The sequence below is a fragment of the Photobacterium minamisatsumaniensis genome, from assembly GCF_050336695.1.
GTDB classification, from domain to species: domain Bacteria; phylum Pseudomonadota; class Gammaproteobacteria; order Enterobacterales; family Vibrionaceae; genus Photobacterium; species Photobacterium minamisatsumaniensis.
In genome coordinates, this window is the sequence record NZ_JAKJSI010000014.1 from 193720 (window position 1) to 210875 (window position 17156).

Annotated in this window: 20 protein-coding genes; 13 read left to right on the forward strand and 7 right to left on the reverse strand. The window is 46.1% G+C overall.

The features are described from left to right. Window positions 1-44: 44 nt before the first annotated feature. The 5 genes from L4D78_RS07035 to L4D78_RS07055 all read right to left on the reverse strand — a co-directional run bounded on the left by L4D78_RS07035 (window position 45) and on the right by L4D78_RS07055 (window position 4819). Window positions 45-914, reverse strand: coding sequence for a phosphoribulokinase (locus L4D78_RS07035; RefSeq protein ID WP_428456668.1), 870 nt, complete (start codon window positions 912-914; stop codon window positions 45-47). Between the two features lie 129 nt (window positions 915-1043). Continuing rightward, complete coding sequence (locus tag L4D78_RS07040; RefSeq protein WP_428466247.1) at window positions 1044-1262, reverse strand: YheU family protein; 219 nt, start codon at window positions 1260-1262, stop codon at window positions 1044-1046. Window positions 1263-1315: 53 nt separating this feature from the next. Beyond that, window positions 1316-2293: a hydrolase gene (locus tag L4D78_RS07045; protein ID WP_428466248.1), complete on the reverse strand. Its 978-nt coding sequence runs from the start codon at window positions 2291-2293 to the stop codon at window positions 1316-1318. Between the two features lie 107 nt (window positions 2294-2400). Continuing rightward, window positions 2401-2853 (reverse strand): TIGR02444 family protein, encoded by a 453-nt coding sequence (locus tag L4D78_RS07050; protein WP_428466249.1) that lies wholly within the window; start codon window positions 2851-2853, stop codon window positions 2401-2403. Between the two features lie 46 nt (window positions 2854-2899). Continuing rightward, window positions 2900-4819, reverse strand: a complete 1920-nt coding sequence (locus tag L4D78_RS07055; RefSeq protein WP_428466250.1) for an ABC transporter ATP-binding protein — start codon at window positions 4817-4819, stop codon at window positions 2900-2902. Between the two features lie 226 nt (window positions 4820-5045). On the opposite strand from L4D78_RS07055, the gene kefG reads away from it, so the two are divergent. The 4 genes from kefG (at window position 5046) to slyD (ending at window position 8310) form a co-directional block, all read left to right on the forward strand. Next, the gene (kefG, locus tag L4D78_RS07060) at window positions 5046-5612 is read left to right on the forward strand and encodes a glutathione-regulated potassium-efflux system ancillary protein KefG (RefSeq protein WP_428466251.1); all 567 of its coding nucleotides are present in this window, start codon (window positions 5046-5048) and stop codon (window positions 5610-5612) included. Next, complete coding sequence (gene kefB / locus L4D78_RS07065; protein ID WP_428466252.1) at window positions 5602-7407, forward strand: glutathione-regulated potassium-efflux system protein KefB; 1806 nt, start codon at window positions 5602-5604, stop codon at window positions 7405-7407. The genes kefG and kefB overlap by 11 nt, the downstream gene beginning before the upstream one ends. Before the next feature lie 37 nt (window positions 7408-7444). Then, window positions 7445-7657, forward strand: a complete 213-nt coding sequence (locus L4D78_RS07070; RefSeq protein WP_428466253.1) for a YheV family putative zinc ribbon protein — start codon at window positions 7445-7447, stop codon at window positions 7655-7657. Window positions 7658-7746: 89 nt separating this feature from the next. Further along, window positions 7747-8310, forward strand: coding sequence for a peptidylprolyl isomerase (gene slyD / locus L4D78_RS07075; RefSeq protein WP_428466254.1), 564 nt, complete (start codon window positions 7747-7749; stop codon window positions 8308-8310). 91 nt (window positions 8311-8401) lie between these two features. Here slyD and L4D78_RS07080 read toward each other — a convergent pair whose 3' ends face one another. Together L4D78_RS07080 and L4D78_RS07085 are read right to left on the reverse strand one after the other, a co-directional pair. After that, window positions 8402-8623 carry a SlyX family protein gene (locus L4D78_RS07080; protein ID WP_428466255.1) on the reverse strand — a complete coding sequence of 74 codons (222 nt, stop codon included), beginning with the start codon at window positions 8621-8623 and terminating at the stop codon, window positions 8402-8404. Window positions 8624-8627: 4 nt separating this feature from the next. Then, entirely contained in the window at window positions 8628-9605 is a 978-nt protein-coding gene (locus tag L4D78_RS07085; protein ID WP_428466256.1) for a WD40 repeat domain-containing protein, read from the reverse strand. A gap of 174 nt (window positions 9606-9779) precedes the next feature. Between L4D78_RS07085 and fkpA the strand changes: the two genes are divergently transcribed. The 9 genes from fkpA to tuf form a co-directional block, all read left to right on the forward strand. Then, entirely contained in the window at window positions 9780-10589 is an 810-nt protein-coding gene (gene fkpA / locus L4D78_RS07090; RefSeq protein ID WP_428466257.1) for an FKBP-type peptidyl-prolyl cis-trans isomerase, read from the forward strand. Window positions 10590-10926: 337 nt separating this feature from the next. Beyond that, complete coding sequence (locus L4D78_RS07095; RefSeq protein WP_428466270.1) at window positions 10927-11616, forward strand: helix-turn-helix transcriptional regulator; 690 nt, start codon at window positions 10927-10929, stop codon at window positions 11614-11616. After that, window positions 11613-12005 (forward strand): sulfurtransferase complex subunit TusD, encoded by a 393-nt coding sequence (gene tusD / locus L4D78_RS07100; RefSeq protein ID WP_428466258.1) that lies wholly within the window; start codon window positions 11613-11615, stop codon window positions 12003-12005. The genes L4D78_RS07095 and tusD overlap by 4 nt, the downstream gene beginning before the upstream one ends. A gap of 10 nt (window positions 12006-12015) precedes the next feature. Next, window positions 12016-12372 carry a sulfurtransferase complex subunit TusC gene (gene tusC, locus L4D78_RS07105; RefSeq protein WP_428466259.1) on the forward strand — a complete coding sequence of 119 codons (357 nt, stop codon included), beginning with the start codon at window positions 12016-12018 and terminating at the stop codon, window positions 12370-12372. Window positions 12373-12379: 7 nt separating this feature from the next. Further along, complete coding sequence (gene tusB / locus L4D78_RS07110) at window positions 12380-12673, forward strand: sulfurtransferase complex subunit TusB (protein WP_428466260.1); 294 nt, start codon at window positions 12380-12382, stop codon at window positions 12671-12673. Window positions 12674-12851: 178 nt separating this feature from the next. Continuing rightward, entirely contained in the window at window positions 12852-13226 is a 375-nt protein-coding gene (gene rpsL, locus L4D78_RS07115) for a 30S ribosomal protein S12 (protein ID WP_005417208.1), read from the forward strand. Window positions 13227-13319: 93 nt separating this feature from the next. Beyond that, window positions 13320-13790 carry a 30S ribosomal protein S7 gene (rpsG, locus tag L4D78_RS07120; protein ID WP_080158724.1) on the forward strand — a complete coding sequence of 157 codons (471 nt, stop codon included), beginning with the start codon at window positions 13320-13322 and terminating at the stop codon, window positions 13788-13790. Between the two features lie 99 nt (window positions 13791-13889). Then, entirely contained in the window at window positions 13890-15986 is a 2097-nt protein-coding gene (fusA, locus tag L4D78_RS07125) for an elongation factor G (protein WP_428466261.1), read from the forward strand. Between the two features lie 107 nt (window positions 15987-16093). Next, window positions 16094-17156 (forward strand): elongation factor Tu (tuf, locus tag L4D78_RS07130; RefSeq protein ID WP_428466262.1); only part of this gene is annotated, 1063 nt, incomplete at its 3' end.

Consider the following 17156-nt stretch of genomic DNA (forward strand, 5'->3'; position numbering starts at 1 on the left):
CCGCGAGAGACCCAAGCCCCTGAAAGGGGCTTGAATTGTATTATTTAACCAATCTTTCCTGTTTCGATCAGTTTTTGGATCAACGGGCGCATGATTAGCTCCATGGCAAAGCTCATTTTGCCACCCGGAACCACCAATGTATTGTGGCGTGACATGAATGATCCTTGGATCATTGATAACAAATAAGGGAAGTCGACATTTTTGATCCCACGAAAACGGATCACAACAAAACTCTCATCTAGGCTTGGAATGGCTTTGGCGCTGAATGGGTTTGAAGTATCAACGGTTGGTACGCGCTGAAAGTTAATATGGGTACGAGAAAACTGAGGCGTAATATAATTGAGATAGTCATCCATCGATCGCACAATTGATTCCATCACGGCTTCGCGTGAATGACCGCGATCACGGGTATCCCGTACAATCTTTTGAATCCACTCTAAGTTGACGATTGGTACCATGCCGATCAATAAATCAACGTGCTGAGCGACATTGGTTTCACCATCAACAGCACCGCCATGAAGTCCTTCATAGAACAATACGTCGGTGTTTTCTGGTAACTCCTGCCATGGTGTGAATGAACCGGGCATTTGGTTATAAGGTACGGCTTCATCAAAGGTATGCAGGTAGCGCCGAAATTGGCCGCTTCCATCATCACCATATTGGCGAAAAAAGGTTTCTAGCTGGGGAAAATCGTTAGCCTGAGGGCCGAAGTAACTAATATGTCGACCTTGATCTTTGGCTTTTCGAATTTCGACATCCATTTCTGGGCGAGTAAAACGGTGAAAGCTATCACCTTCCAGCCAGGCAGCATTAATGCCCATCATATTGAACATTTTACGAAATGCTTCTGAGGTGGTGGATGTACCTGCCCCTGAAGACCCTGTTACTGCAATTATTGGATGTTTTGCAGACATGACAAACCCTGTCGTTAACATTAACGGAAAGAGTTATTAACAGGGTAGTGAGGTAAGGTCAAGTCGGGAGGCCAAAAATGATACGTGAGTGCAGTCGCCAAAATTGTATAAATTAGCGCAGTAGGGGGCTTATTCCCCCATATGGCGGCGTAATTTGATATCGACAGATTCATGCAACTCAGAAAAGACGATAACGGCTTCACCCTTATCAAGTTGCTGGCGGACCCGCTGTACTTTCTGCTCCATACTGAGCTCTTGTTCACCGTAGTCTGTTCCCTCTCGTAACACAAAATGTTCGATTAAGTTGACTAGGGTGTCGGGGTCAATATCACGCCAAGGAATGATCATAATGGGCTGCTCTTTACTCAAAGGATGAAAAGCCAATTATATTGTTATTATTGTTATTTGTAGAGCGGTATGAATTGACCAAACCATTCTGGCACGGTGTGTTCAAGCCAGAAATCAGGCTTATGCCAAGAGCCAGAGACAAAACCCACGTGACCGCCATGGTGACACAAGTCATATTCGATGTGTGCAGGTAAGGGGTGGGAAGGAATAACATCTGCAGTCATGAAAGGGTCGTCTTTGGCGTGAATGACCCGAAGCGGGATGGTTACGGTAGCCAATTTGGTTAAGCCACTACACCGTTGGTAATAATCGTTAGCATCGTCAAAGCCGTGTAGGGGGGCTGTGACTTCCTCATCAAATTGCCAAAGGGAACGAATGCTTGCGGCTTGTTCTTGTTTGAGTGGCATTGCTTCAGGCTGTGCGCTAATTTTTTTACCGAGGTTACGCTTCATCGATGCCAATAGGTACCGCTGATAGATCTTTGAGAACCCTTGCTGGATCCGACTTGAGCATGCAGCCAAGTCTAGTGGGGGAGAAATCACTTGTGCCGCAGCCAATTCAGACTGGTGCCCTTTTTCTGCGAGGTAATTAACCAGCATATTGCCCCCAAGCGATACCCCGACAGCAAGGAAAGGTTGAGTGGGCAGTTGTTGCCTCAGCCACTGAATAAAAAAATGGGCATCATTGGTTTCGCCAGAATGGTAACCCCGAGGCTGACGATTTATTTCACCACTGCAGCCACGAAAATGCATCATGACCCCGAGCCAACCTTGCTGCTGGGCAGCGTTAAGTAATCCATGTGCATAAGGGCTGTGAAAGCTGCCTTCTAAACCGTGAAATAGAATCATGACGGGCTGTTTCTTATGACTATTTTCTGGTGCGGCAGTCCATGCTAAATCTAAAAAATCGCCGTCAGGCGTTTCTATGCGTTGTGTTATTGGAGTGAATAGTGGCTTACGACGCAAGAAGCGCGGTAATAAGGTTTGAACATGGGCATTGCTTAAACCGCTTGCAGGCTTAAATGGAGTCATCGAAATTCCTCATGGCACGTATAGGGACTATCCCACTAGTTACGAAAGGTCATGAGGTTTAGATCCTAGCACAGACAAGGTGACGACGTCGTCGGAGGTCAATTCGGCTATGTGATTGCTTGTAATTGGCGAATAAGCGATAGGGGAGCGTCAAGGTGACGGCCATAAGTAACGAGGTTATTGGGGCATGCATGAGCGGAAAGCGGATATTGGTTTAGGCAGGTTAATAAATGATGTTGCTGCCTTCGTTCAAGCAAAAGCTCAAAGGAGAGCATTTGCTGATATTGCTCGTGAGTGATATTGGGTTTGAGTTGTTTACGTAGCACTCTGTAGGGGGTAAGTAACGTATCAGTTTCAGTGAGTGCGGCGAGTAATGCCTTGTACCCATGGGGGGGAGCGAGGGCTAGCTGATGTTGGTCAAGCCAATGCAGCAATAGGGCAAGGTTAACATTGCCTTGGTAATGATCTTGAAAGGCTAAGCAGGCTGGTTGAACACCAGCCTGTGAATAGTGGTACAGACAAAATTGCCAGAAGCTTTCACTATCAATGTGTTGTGGCATTAATTGACGTCCCTATCAATGTGCTTAATACGATGAAATGACGAAACTAGATATTATGCTCGGCTTCCATAGCCTCAATCTGCTCTTGTAAGTCCATCCATTCCATCTCGATATCTTCTAACTCAGACTTGGCCTTCGCCTGACGTTGCAGTTGCTCGTTGAGCTGCTTTTTATTGTCAGCTTCGTAGATGCTGGCTTCGGCAAGTTGTGATTCTGCATCAGTAAGGGTGGCGCTTAACTTTTCCATTTGCTTATCGAGCTTGTCGACTTGCTTGCGTAATGGCGCGGTTTTTTTTCGGAATTCAGCCTCAAGGCGCTTTTGTTCTTTACGCGATGCTGCGCTGTTTTCTTTGTTGGTTTCAGGCTTTGCAGCTTGCTGCTCACGGCGCTCGTTACGCTGTTGCTCGGTTAGCCATTTGTGGTAGTCATTGAGATCACCGTTAAATGGCACAACTTGGCGGTCATGTACGAGGTACAAGTCATCCGTGGTCGCACGCAGTAAGTAACGGTCGTGACTCACGATAACCATTGCCCCTTCATAGGACTGCAGGGCAAATGTCAGTGCTTGGCGCATATCGAGATCAAGGTGGTTGGTTGGTTCATCAAGTAGCAACAGGTTAGGTCGCTGCCATACGATCAAAGCCAGTACCAAACGGGCTTTTTCGCCGCCAGAGAATGGGCCGACTTTTTCAAGCGCTTTATCACCAAGGAAACCGAAGCTGCCTAAGTAATCACGTAGCTGCTGCTCTGTCGCTTGTGGGGCAATGCGCGCCATGTGTTGTACTGGAGTATCATCTAAATATAGGGTTTCTAATTGGTGTTGAGCAAAGTAACCAATCTTAACGCCTTGAGAGTATGCCAATTCTCCCGCCTTCGCGGAAAGCTCTCCCGAAAGCAATTTGATCAGTGTGGATTTACCGGCACCGTTTCGCCCCAGTAGGCCAATACGGCTTCCCGGAACAAGGTTTAAGCGAATCTTATCAAGGATCAAATTGTCGTCATAACCTGCCGCCACCTGATCCATCATCAAGATTGGGTTCGGTAGTGCACTTGGTTCTCGAAATTCAAAGGTAAATGGGTTGTCGAACTGAGCTGGCAGTACCTTTTCCATTTTCTCGAGTGCTTTGATCCGGCTTTGTGCTTGACGGGCTTTACTGGCTTTATAGCGGAAGCGGTCAATATAAGACTGCATGTGCGCGACTTGTTTCTGTTGCTTTTGGAACATCGCCTGTTGCAGCACTAACTTTTCGGCACGTTGAGTTTCAAACGATGAATAGTTACCGGTGTAGCTATTCATGGTTTGGTTTTCAATATGCAAAATACGGTTAATCACCGGATCGAGGAAATCACGGTCATGCGAAATCAACACCAATGTGCCAGGGTAGTTTTGCAGCCATTTTTCAAGCCACATGACGGCATCAAGATCGAGGTGGTTAGTTGGTTCATCGAGTAACAACAAGTCAGAACGGCACAGAAGCGCCTGAGCCAAGTTGAGGCGCATACGCCAACCACCTGAGAATTGGTGGAGGTGCCATTGCATTTGCTCTTGTGAAAAGCCTAAACCATCCAATAATTCTGCGGCTCGCGCTTGGATGCTATAACCGCCAATCGCTTCCAACTTGCCATGGAGTTCAGCAACGCGATTACCGTTGTCAGCTTGCTCTGCGGCGAGTAAATCGGCTTCTAACTGGCGGTATTCACGGTCGCCATCAATTACATAGTCTAATGCTGCGCGTGCGAGCGCAGGGGTTTCCTGTGCCACCCAAGCCAGTTCCCAGTTTGCGGGGAATTGGCAGTTACCAGCATCGACACTGAGCTCGTTTTTCAACAAGGCAAATAAGGTCGATTTACCACAGCCATTTTTACCGACTAGGCCGACCTTATCACCGGGATGAATGGTTGCTGTTGCTTGGTCGAGTAGGACTTTACCGCCTCGAAGAAGTTGGATATCAGAAAACGTGATCATCGACTATGTCGGGGAAGCCCCGCTCCGCAAATACAAAATGCCAGAAACTGTGCGGCAGTCTAACCCAAAGCGACGTTGACTGCTAATACCGCTAATTGGTAATGAACTCATGATGAATAAACGATCCTATTTACAGCCAGTTATGTATTATGTGCATATACCAGCGTAATAATGTGATGAATAATATCAGCCTATTAGCGATACCTATAGGCTGAAAAGGAATGCTATGACAACAAAAGGATGCCCACGTGTTTTGGTGATTTATGCTCATCCTGATCCCCTTGAATCAGTGGCTAATCGTGAAATGCTGGTGGAAATTGCCGATCTCCCTCATGTTACCGTGCATGATCTCTATGCCGTCTACCCCGACTTTTTTATCGATGTTGCCGCAGAGCGCCAGCTGGTGAGCCAGCATGATGTCATCGTGTTTCAGCACCCGCTATATATGTACTCGTGTCCCTCCTTGTTAAAGGAATGGATAGATATGGTACTCAGTAAAGGTTTTGCCCATGGTGAAGGCCGCCAGACGCAAGGAAAGTACTGGCGTTCGGTGATCACCACTGGTGGGGCGGCAGAGGCCTATACCCCTGACGGTTATAACCGCTGCTCTATCGATGAAATTTTAAAGCCCTTTGAATTATCGGCAGCCTTGTGTCGTATGGAGTGGATGAAGCCTTTGGTACTCCATTGGGCGCGTAGGGTGCCTAAACAAGAGCGGCTGCAGCATGCGAAAGATTACCGGCAGTGGTTGGAAATGCCGTTGCCATCTCAGGAGGTGACTCATGGCGAATGATGTGTTGTCGGTGAGCGTGGTCTTTTTGGCTGCCGCAGTTGTCGCTGTTCCTATTGCTCAGCGGCTAGGGCTTGGCTCGGTGTTAGGTTACCTGTTGGCTGGCATTGCTATAGGCCCATGGGGATTGCGTTTAATTTCTGATGTGGACGCCATCCTGCACTTTTCGGAGTTTGGGGTGGTGCTGCTTTTATTCTTGATAGGTTTAGAGCTTAATCCGAAAAAGCTGTGGCAAATGCGAAAGCCGATCCTTGGATTAGGTGGTGGCCAAGTTGTGATCACCACTTTGGTGATTTCAGCTGTGGTGTTGGCATTCAGCACTTGGTTCCCTGTCATTACATGGCGCGATGCGCTGGTGGTTGGAATGGGGCTTGCCTTGTCTTCAACTGCGATAGCATTGCGGGTCATTGAAGAGCAGAGCCTTGATGGCAGTGAGACTGGGCAGTCGGGGTTTGCGGTTTTACTTTTCCAAGACATTGCCGTGATCCCGATGTTGGCTATTTTGCCTGTCTTGGCGGGGGGGGGGGGCGGTAGCTGGTTTGATTTTGCTTGGATGATTGGCGGCATTGCTGTGTTACTGGTTGGCGGACACTTCTTATTACGCCCGCTGTTCCGCTGGGTGGTGTTGAGCGAAGTCCGAGAGCTGTTTAATGTTGCCGCACTATTATTGGTGATTGGGATTGCGTTAGGCATGCAGTCACTGGGTTTATCCATGGCACTTGGCACATTTTTAGCTGGGGTGTTGTTGGCCGAAAGTGAATACCGCCATGAATTAGAAATTGCCATTGAACCTTTTAAAGGTTTGCTACTGGGGTTGTTTTTTATCTCCGTGGGAATGGCGGTTAATCTTGGTTTGTTATTGGCCTACCCGCTGCAAATCCTAGCCGCAGTACTTGGTTTAATTACGGTTAAAGGGCTGTTGTTGTACGGCCTTGCCCGCGCATTTGGCATTGGTGCTAAGTCACGCAGTCAGATGGCGGCGATCTTGAGCCAAGGTGGTGAATTTGCATTTGTCTTGTTCACTGCCGCGTTAGGCGAGGGTCTATTGGGTAAAGAGTTATCGTCTTTCTTGTTGGTTGTAGTGAGCTTGTCAATGATGACGACACCGCTAATTCTATTGTTACAGGATAAGTGGTTTTTACATACATTCAGAGCAGAAGCCGAAGACGCTTTGGAAAGTGATGTGATTAACCGTGAACCTCGGGTGATCATTACGGGCTTTGGCCGATTTGGTCAGGTGGTGGGGCGCTTGATGTTTGCGAACAAAATCCGCGTCACGATACTTGAACGAGACCCGAGCCAAATTCAGTTTTTACGTAAGTTCGGCTATAAAGTTTATTATGGTGATGCCACGCAGTTAGACCTATTACGGGCGGCGGGAGCAGATAAAGCAGAAGCAATCATTATTTGTACTGATGAGCCAGATGAAGTGATGGAAGTCGTTGCTCTGTGCCAACAGTATTTCCCTAAGCTTAAAGTCTTAGCTCGTGCCCGAAGCCGCGTTGAGGCACATCAGCTGCTTAGTCATGGTGTTGATAGTTTCTCGCGTGAAACTTTTGCAGGTGCCCTTGATTTGGGGCGACAAGCCCTTATATCTCTAGGCATGCACCCGTACAAGGCTAAACGGGCTGAAGCGCATTTTCGAAAGCTTGATACCACAGCACTGCGAGATTTATTACCGCAGCACTCTGAAGATGTACATTTAGCCTCGCGGGCGAAGGAAGCACGCAAAGAGTTGGAAGATATCTTTGACCGTGAAATGCGTGGAGAGAGAGAGCGGCACAATGGCTGGGATTAGCCATAAGTGTGATATCAGGAAATGGCAAGGAGCGAAAATGGCGAAGAAACGGTTTATTGCTGGTGCAATTTGTCCCTCTTGTAAAAAACAGGACACATTGCGCTGGTGGCAAGAAAATGATGTGGAGCGTGTTGAGTGCGTAGCATGTGATCATACTGATATACGTGCACCTCAATCGGTTGAGCAGGCAGAGCAACTTTCGCCACAAACGAAACAACAGGTTATCGGGATCTTCAAGCCTGACGAATAAGATCGCGACAGAATATTGGCATCGTAGTGCCTTTATCCGGTATCATGCGGGCGAAATCCTTTGATACCCAGTTCAATATTGGAGCAAACATGAAAGTCGCTAAAGACATCGTAGTAAGCCTTGCTTACCAAGTTAAAACAGAAGATGGCGTAGTTGTTGACCAATCAACGATTGAAGCACCTCTTGACTACCTACACGGTCACAACAATTTGATCGTAGGTCTGGAAAATGCACTTGAAGGCCGTGAAGCTGGCGAAAAACTTGAAGTGACTGTTGCTCCTGAAGACGCATACGGCGAGCACATGGACGTAATGGTTCAGCGTGTTCCTGCAGACGTATTCCAAGGTGTTGACGAAATTACTGTTGGCATGCGCTTCCTAGCGGATACTGACCAAGGTCCAATCCCTGTAGAAGTAACAGAAGTCGATGGCGACCACGTTGTTGTTGATGGCAACCACATGCTGGCTGGCCAAACACTAACATTTATCGCTGAAGTTGTTGCCGTGCGTGCAGCAACGGAAGAAGAAGTTGCTCATGGTCACATTCACCAAGAAGGTGGTTGTTGTGGCGGTGGTAGCTGTGACGACGAGCACGGTCATGACCATAAAGAAGAAGGTGGTTGTGGTGAAGGCGGCTGCGGTTGCTCACACTAATCATTGATTAGTCAAAAAAACGGGAAGCTAAGCTTCCCGTTTTTTTATGTCTGAAATTCCGTTTATCACTATTACTTATCATCGTGGATAATTAATAGTGTGGCGGTGGCGTTTCGTCAGCCTCGCTAGCAAGGTTCGAGGGCTCGATGCCTTTTACTTTTCCAACCATGAATTTCATTTGAGTATGAACGTTATCCAGAACAAATTGCTGCTTGGTTAACGCTTGGTTTAAATCTTCGATCGTTTGTTCTTGGAATGCTTGCTTCATTTCTAGCTCGTCAATACGGGCCTGTAGTTGTTCGATGTCTGTCATTGTCTTATTCCGTTGTCCACTGTTGGACGATACCAGCTGAAGTTCCGGAGGTAACAAGCCCCTCAGGTGTAATGGTCACATCATACACCACCGCAGCGGGTGGTCGAGTATCTTGTTGTGACGCAGCTTCCCAGCGGCCAATGTTATCACCTGTCATGCTATCCCATAGCTCGACGCGCCTTGAGGGAGTCCCCGTCACTAGCTGTGCACCATCATCAGAGAATCGAGCGCTGGATAGATTTTGCTGACGTAGCCGAATCGCCAGTGAAGATTGTTGCTTGCCTGTTGTTAGATCCCAGATAGTAATGTCATTGCCACCATCTGCAATCATGGCAAGTTTACCATCTCGCTGTAAGCTGACTCTACTGATCCGGCTTTCACGTTCAAAAGCATGGAGTATTTGGCCACTGCGCGTATCCCAAAGGTAAGCAAAATAATCATTCCCTCCCGATAAGGCATAGCGCCCATTGGGTGAAATAGCGACAGAATTAACTTTTTCTCGGTGTGCAAGGAACTCTAAGCGCCTTCCGCTGCCCAAGTCGATGTACAGAGCCTTGCCGTTAGAAAGGGCGAGTAATACATGTTGACCATTATTCGCCAAGGCAACATCCCGGATAATACCGTCAGAGATTGACCATAAACCATCGGATTGGCCCCAGGCTAAATCCCAAATGGCAAAATTTTGTGCTGTAGCCGTAATCGCATAGCGACTATTGTCCGAAATCTTGCCATTTAAGACCGTATTGTGATGTGGATCTTGAGAACCGAAGTCAGCTAACTTTTTGTTTTGCTGTAAATCCCAGAGCACGATACCTTGTAGGGCCGAATGATAGAGTGCAAAACGGCCATCTCGGCTTAAGCTGAGGCTAGTTGCCCCCTCAGGGGCTAATACCCAGCGCTGCTGTTCTGAACCAGAAAAAAAGCAGCCGGTAAGAAGGAGAAGTGCCACAATGCAACAAGGTACGTATCTTTTGGTTTGCATTAAGTTTTAGTTCCGCTTGGTTTTGCTAAAATTGTCGGTATGACTTTATTAATTAGCCTGCTAACGTTAATTAATGAAGTCTGTATTAGTATATTGAATTTAAGCGCTTTTCATAACACAGATGGAAAGCCAAATAAAAAATGAGGCATTCCTCAGCATATGATGGAGAAATACATGAAACCTGTTCTAAAGATGTCTGTTTTGGCTGCAACAATCTTGCTTGCTGTCGGTTGCCAAGATGAAAAAGCGGCAGAAACACAGCCAGCAGAACCTGCAAAAGTAGAGCAGGTCGCAGCAGAGGCTGCGCCAGTGGCATTTGCTTCTGAAGATGATAAAGCAGCGTATGCAATTGGTGCATCTTTAGCACAATACTTAGCTGCAAACCTTGATCAGCAAAAAGAGCTGGGCTTAGAACTTAATCGTGAACAAGTATTGGCTGGTGTCAGCGATGTATTTGCGGACAAGAGCCGTTTAACACCAGAAGAAACTCAGCAAGCATTACAAGATCTTGATACGCGTGTATCTGAAATTGTTCAGCAAAAAGCCCAAGCCGATGCCGAAGTAAACATCAAGGCGGGTGATGATTACCGTGCTGAGTTTGAAAAACAAGAAGGTGTTGTTAAAACTGACTCAGGCCTACTGTACCAAGTTGAAACACAAGGTGAAGGTGATAAGCCAGCAGCAACAGACACGGTGCAAGTTCATTACAAAGGTATGTTAACTGACGGCACTGAGTTTGATAGCTCTTACAAGCGTAATCAGCCAGCAACTTTCCCATTGAATCAGGTAATTCCTGGTTGGACGGAAGGCGTACAGCTAATGCCTGTAGGTTCGAAATTCACGTTTGTTATCCCACCTGAGCTAGCATATGGCTCACAAGCGAACCCAAGTATTCCAGCAAACTCGACATTGGTTTTCGAGGTTGAATTACTAGAAATTGTTAAAGCAGAAGAGTCAGCAGAGCAAGACGCTGCAGTACAATAAAAATTGTATTTTTTAGAATTTGACGAGTAGAACTCAAAAAAAATTGAGTTGTTCAGTATTCGTCAATCGCATGAAAAACCCAGCTTTTGCTGGGTTTTTTTATTTTTTGCGCTGGATATGCAACGAGAAATGTTCTAGCTGTTGTCATTAATCTGATAAACTTGCTATCAAGATTTTAATTTTTATAACGCGCTTTATATTGGCCCTGCTGAGTAACGAGCGATAGCCCATTCTATTTATTTTCAATATTCCCTCTTGGTGGCTGAAGCTAAATACAATGGGAATGAGCAAGGAAGAAAGACTAGTGGTATCTACAGAAAACTTTGGCTCTGACGTCATGATAGAGAACGATCTGACTGAGCCGCGTGCTTTTAGTGAGCATGACTACATTATCTTACGTTCTTATGAAGCTGTCGTAGACGGACTGGCGGCATTGATTGGCCCTTTTTGTGAAATCGTGTTGCACTCTTTAGCCGACCTCAATACATCTGCGATTAAAATCGCGAATGGGGAAAATACGGGACGTAAAGTTGGGTCGCCAATTACAGACCTTGCATTGCGTATGTTACGTGATATTGAAGGGTCTGAGCGTAACTTTTCAAGGGCGTATTTTACGCGTGCGAAAGGTGGCGATTTAATGAAGTCGATCACCATTGCCATTCGTAACGGTGACGATGACATTATTGGGTTGTTGTGTATCAACGTAAACCTTGATGCGCCTTTCTCACAAATACTGCAATCATTCATGCCAACAGATGAAGCGAAACAAGCGGCATCAACCGTGAACTTTGCAAGTGACGTTGATGAACTAGTCGACCAGACAGTCGAACGAACAATTGAAGAGATCAACGCTGATAAAAACGTATCGAATAATGCCAAGAATCGTCAGATTGTCATGGAGCTATATGACAAAGGCATTTTTGATATTAAAGATGCGATAAATCGTGTTGCTGACCGCCTGAATATCTCAAAACATACGGTATATCTCTATATTCGCCAGCGTAAAACCGAGGACGGCGAAAAATGAGCTTAAACTACGTGCTGGTCATTGAAGGGCCGGCATACGGTGATCAATCAGCACGTACCGCTTATTTATTTGCCGAGGCGTTACTCGAAGAAGGGCATCGCCTGTCACGTATCTTCTTTTATCAAGACGGTGTTTACAATGGCTCATCGTTGACCGCTCCAGCCTCGGATGAATTCGATTTGGTCGCGGCATGGCAAGCATTAGCCAAGCAACATGATATTGAACTACAAACGTGTGTTGCGGCAGCATTGCGTCGGGGTGTTGTCAGTGAGCAAGAAGCAGAACAAAATCAATTATCAGGCCATAATCTTGCCACTGGTTTTGAGCAAGCAGGACTCGGTGGTTTGGCTGAAGCTATGTTAACCGCCGATCGTGTCATCCAGTTTTAGGGCAAGTACTATGAAATCTCTTGGCTTTATTTTTCGTTCTATGCCTCACGGCACCTCCGCTGGGCGTGAAGGATTAGATGCTGTATTAGCAACCTCTGCCTATAGTGAAGATATTCACGTGTTTTTTATTGGAGATGGCGTTTTCCAATTGTTAAAAACACAACAGCCAGCCAAGGTGTTATCCCGTGATTATAGTCAGACATTTAAAATGTTTGAGCTATACGATATTGAGAATGTCTATGTCTGTTCGCAATCGTTAGAAGAGCGAGGGATAACAGCGTCAGAATTGTTGATCGAGGTGATGGTTTGCGATCCCCACACATTTTCACAGCACCTTCATGGTTGCCAACGCGTTCTGACTTATTGAGGTGATTATGTTGCACATCATTTCCAGCTCTCCTTTTCAAAGCCAAATTTTCCAACAATGCTTACCACTAATTGCTCAAAATGATGCAATTTTACTGATCCAGGACGCTGTAGTCGCTGCAGTCGGAGAAAATTCGAGTCTGGATGGAATAAAAAAATCAGGCGTAAAAATTTATTTACTAGTGTCTGATTTATCTGCCAGAGGTTTAGGTGGAAGAACAAGCTTAGATGTAGAACTCATTGATTACAAAGGTTTTGTATCGTTGACGGTTGAGCATGAAACACAGATGAAATGGGGCTAAATACCCACTTCAACATTAAGAAATTGAGCTAAATTTAGGGTGTCTAAGAAATAATCATTTGATTGATCGTTGCTTACATCTTGACACCCTTGGGTGCGATGCATAAAATTTCGCGTCCTCCTGTTGTTGGGAGGCAGATTTTTCATCTTTACGAAAGTAATATTTCAGGAGCTATTTAATGGCAACTATTAACCAGTTGGTACGTAAGCCACGTGCAAAGCAAGTTGTAAAAAGCAACGTGCCTGCACTAGAAGCGTGCCCACAGAAACGTGGTGTATGTACTCGTGTATATACTACTACTCCTAAGAAACCTAACTCAGCATTACGTAAAGTATGTCGTGTTCGTCTAACAAACGGTTTCGAAGTAACATCATACATCGGCGGTGAAGGTCACAACCTTCAGGAGCACTCAGTTGTTCTTATCCGTGGTGGTCGTGTTAAAGATTTACCAGGTGTGCGTTACCACACCGTTCGTGGTGCACTTGACTGTGCTGGCGTTAACGACCGTAAGAAAGGTCGTTCTAAGTACGGTGTGAAGCGTCCTAAGTCTTAATGGATTCCGTTAAGTAAGGCCAAACACTAAAATTATTTAATTTTGAAGAAACTGTAAAGTTTTGGATAACCTGAAGACACAACGGAGATTTCCATGCCACGTCGTCGCGTAATTGGTCAGCGTAAGATCCTTCCAGATCCTAAGTTCAAATCTGAGCTGCTGGCAAAATTCGTCAACATCCTAATGGTTGACGGTAAAAAATCTACTGCAGAAAAAATTGTTTACTCTGCGCTAGAAACTATGGCTGAGCGTTCTGGTGAAGAACACTTGTCTGTATTCGAAAAAGCTCTTGAAAATGTACGTCCAGCGGTAGAAGTTAAATCTCGCCGTGTGGGTGGTTCAACTTACCAGGTGCCTGTAGAAGTACGTCCAGTACGTCGTAATGCACTAGCTATGCGTTGGTTAGTTGAAGCTGCGCGTAAGCGTGGTGAAAAATCTATGGCTCAGCGTCTAGCAGGCGAAATGCTTGATGCGGCTGACAACAAAGGTTCTGCTGTTAAGAAACGTGAAGACGTTCACCGTATGGCAGACGCGAACAAAGCGTTCGCACATTACCGCTGGTAATCACTTACCTCCAGGTAATAAAAAAATCGGCGCAGCAAGCTTTTGGCTTGCTGCGCCAAAACCATACTCTAAGGATTTCCTTAGTAAGAGGATACCGCTGTGGCACGTAAAACGCCTATCGAGCGCTACCGAAATATTGGTATTGTTGCTCACGTTGACGCCGGTAAGACAACGACTTCCGAGCGTATCCTGTTTTATACAGGCTTGTCTCACAAGATCGGTGAAGTTCACGACGGCGCAGCGACCATGGACTGGATGGAGCAGGAGCAAGAGCGTGGTATTACTATCACATCTGCTGCTACTACAACATTCTGGCGTGGTATGGAAGCACAGTTTCCAGAGCACCGCGTAAACATTATTGATACACCGGGACACGTTGACTTCACTATCGAAGTAGAACGTTCTCTACGTGTACTTGATGGTGCCGTTGTTGTGTTCTGTGGTTCTTCAGGCGTTGAGCCTCAGTCTGAGACTGTATGGCGTCAGGCTGATAAATATGAAGTTCCACGTATGGTTTTCGTCAACAAGATGGACCGAGCTGGTGCCGACTTCCTACGCGTAGTCGACCAAATCAAAAGCCGTCTTGGGGCGACTCCAGTACCTATTCAATTGAATATTGGTGCTGAAGAAGATTTTAATGGTGTTGTCGATCTGATCAAGATGAAGGCAATCAACTGGAATGAAAGTGATCAGGGTATGTCATTTACCTATGAAGATATTCCAGCTGATATGCAAGACTTGGCAGAGGAATGGCGCCAGAACATGGTTGAATCTGCGGCTGAAGCTTCTGAAGAGCTAATGGATAAGTACCTTGAAGAAGGCGAACTATCCGAAGCAGAGATCAAGAGCGGTCTTCGTCAGCGTACTCTAGCTAACGAAATCGTTGTTGCAACTTGTGGTTCAGCATTTAAGAACAAAGGTGTTCAAGCTGTACTTGATGCAGTCATTGAATTCCTGCCTTCGCCAACGGAAGTGAAAGCGATTCGTGGTGAAGACGAAAACGGTAACGAAGTTGAGCGCCATGCAAGCGATGATGAACCATTCTCAGCGCTAGCGTTCAAAATCGCGACCGACCCATTCGTTGGTAGCTTAACCTTCATGCGTGTTTATTCTGGGGTTGTTAATACAGGTGATTCTGTTTACAACTCTGTTAAGGAAAAACGCGAACGTTTTGGACGTATCGTTCAGATGCATTCAAACAAACGTGAAGAAGTTAAAGAAATCCGTGCAGGTGATATCGCAGCTGCAATCGGTTTGAAGCACGTAACGACAGGCGATACTCTTTGTGATCAAGATAACCGCGTTATCCTTGAGCGTATGGAGTTCCCTGAGCCCGTAATTCAAATCGCTGTTGAGCCTCGTTCTCTAGCTGACCAAGAAAAAATGGGTATTGCACTAGGTAAACTAGCGGCAGAAGATCCATCATTCCGCGTCGAAACCGACCAGGAATCTGGACAGACTCTGATTTCAGGCATGGGTGAACTTCACCTAGATATCATCGTTGACCGTATGAAGCGCGAATTTAGCGTGGAATGCAACGTGGGTAAACCTCAGGTGGCTTACCGTGAAACTATCCGTGGCAAAACGGAAGTGGAAGGTAAATTTATACGCCAATCTGGTGGCCGCGGACAATATGGTCACGTATGGCTGAAAATCGAACCTTCAGAACAAAATGAAGGCTTCGTGTTTGTGGATGAAATCGTCGGTGGTTCGGTACCGAAAGAGTACATTAGTGCTGTTTCTAAAGGTATCGAAGAACAGATGAACAATGGTGTGCTTGCTGGCTATCCTGTATTGGATGTCAAAGCAACATTGTTCGATGGTTCGTACCATGACGTTGACTCCAACGAAATGGCATTTAAGATTGCCGGTTCTATGGCTTTCAGGAAAGGCGCACTTGATGCTAACCCTGTTATCCTAGAGCCAATGATGAAAGTTGAAGTAACGACTCCAGAAGATTGGATGGGTGATGTTGTTGGTGACCTTAACCGTCGCCGAGGCATGATCGAAGGTATGGATGACGGCCCTGCGGGTCTGAAAATCATTCGTGCTCAAGTACCACTATCTGTGATGTTTGGTTACGCAACTGACCTACGATCAGCAACTCAAGGTCGTGCTTCATATTCAATGGAGTTCAGTGAATACGCTGAAATCCCAAAGAATATTGCAGATTCGATTATTGCTGAACGCGGTTAATCTTTATATCTATATTGCGTCAATTTCGGTTGACGCATAAAATAGCAACTTCGGACGCGTCCCCTAACCTAGTAGGGGGCGTATCTTAACTAGGAAGGAACACGATTGTGTCTAAAGAAAAATTTGAACGCGTAAAACCGCACGTTAACGTTGGTACTATCGGCCACGTCGATCACGGTAAAACAACTCTAACTGCAGCTATCTGTACTACTCTTGCTAAAGTATACGGCGGTGACGCTAAAGACTTCGCATCTATCGATAACGCTCCAGAAGAGCGCGAGCGTGGTATCACAATCTCTACTTCTCACGTAGAGTACGATACTCCATCTCGTCACTACGCACACGTTGACTGTCCTGGACACGCCGATTATGTTAAAAACATGATCACTGGTGCTGCTCAAATGGATGGTGGTATCCTAGTTGTTGCTGCAACTGATGGTCCTATGCCACAGACGCGTGAGCACATCCTTCTTGGTCGTCAGGTTGGTATCCCTTACATCATCGTATTCATGAACAAATGTGACATGGTTGATGATGAAGAGCTACTAGAACTAGTAGAGATGGAAGTTCGTGAACTTCTTTCTGAGTACGAYTTCCCAGGTGATGACTGCCCAGTAATCATGGGTTCTGCTCTWGGCGCKCTAAACGGCGARCAASAGTGGGAAGACAAGATTGTTGAACTAGCTGAAGCTCTAGATAACTACATCCCAGAGCCAGAGCGTGCAATCGATCTACCGTTCATYCTTCCAATCGAAGATGTATTCTCAATCCAAGGYCGTGGTACTGTTGTAACTGGTCGTGTTGAGCAAGGTATCATCAACGTTGGTGACGAAGTAGAAATCATCGGTATCAAAGAMACTACYACWACTACTTGTACTGGTGTTGAGATGTTCCGTAAGCTTCTTGACGAAGGCCGTGCTGGTGAGAACGTTGGTGTTCTTCTACGTGGTACTAAGCGTGACGAAGTTGAGCGTGGCCAAGTTCTTGCTAAGCCAGGTTCAATCACTCCACACACTACTTTCACTTCAGAAATCTATGTTCTTTCTAAAGATGAAGGCGGTCGTCACACTCCTTTCTTCAAAGGTTACCGTCCACAGTTCTACTTCCGTACAACTGACGTAACAGGTACTATCGAACTACCTGAAGGCGTAGAAATGGTAATGCCTGGTG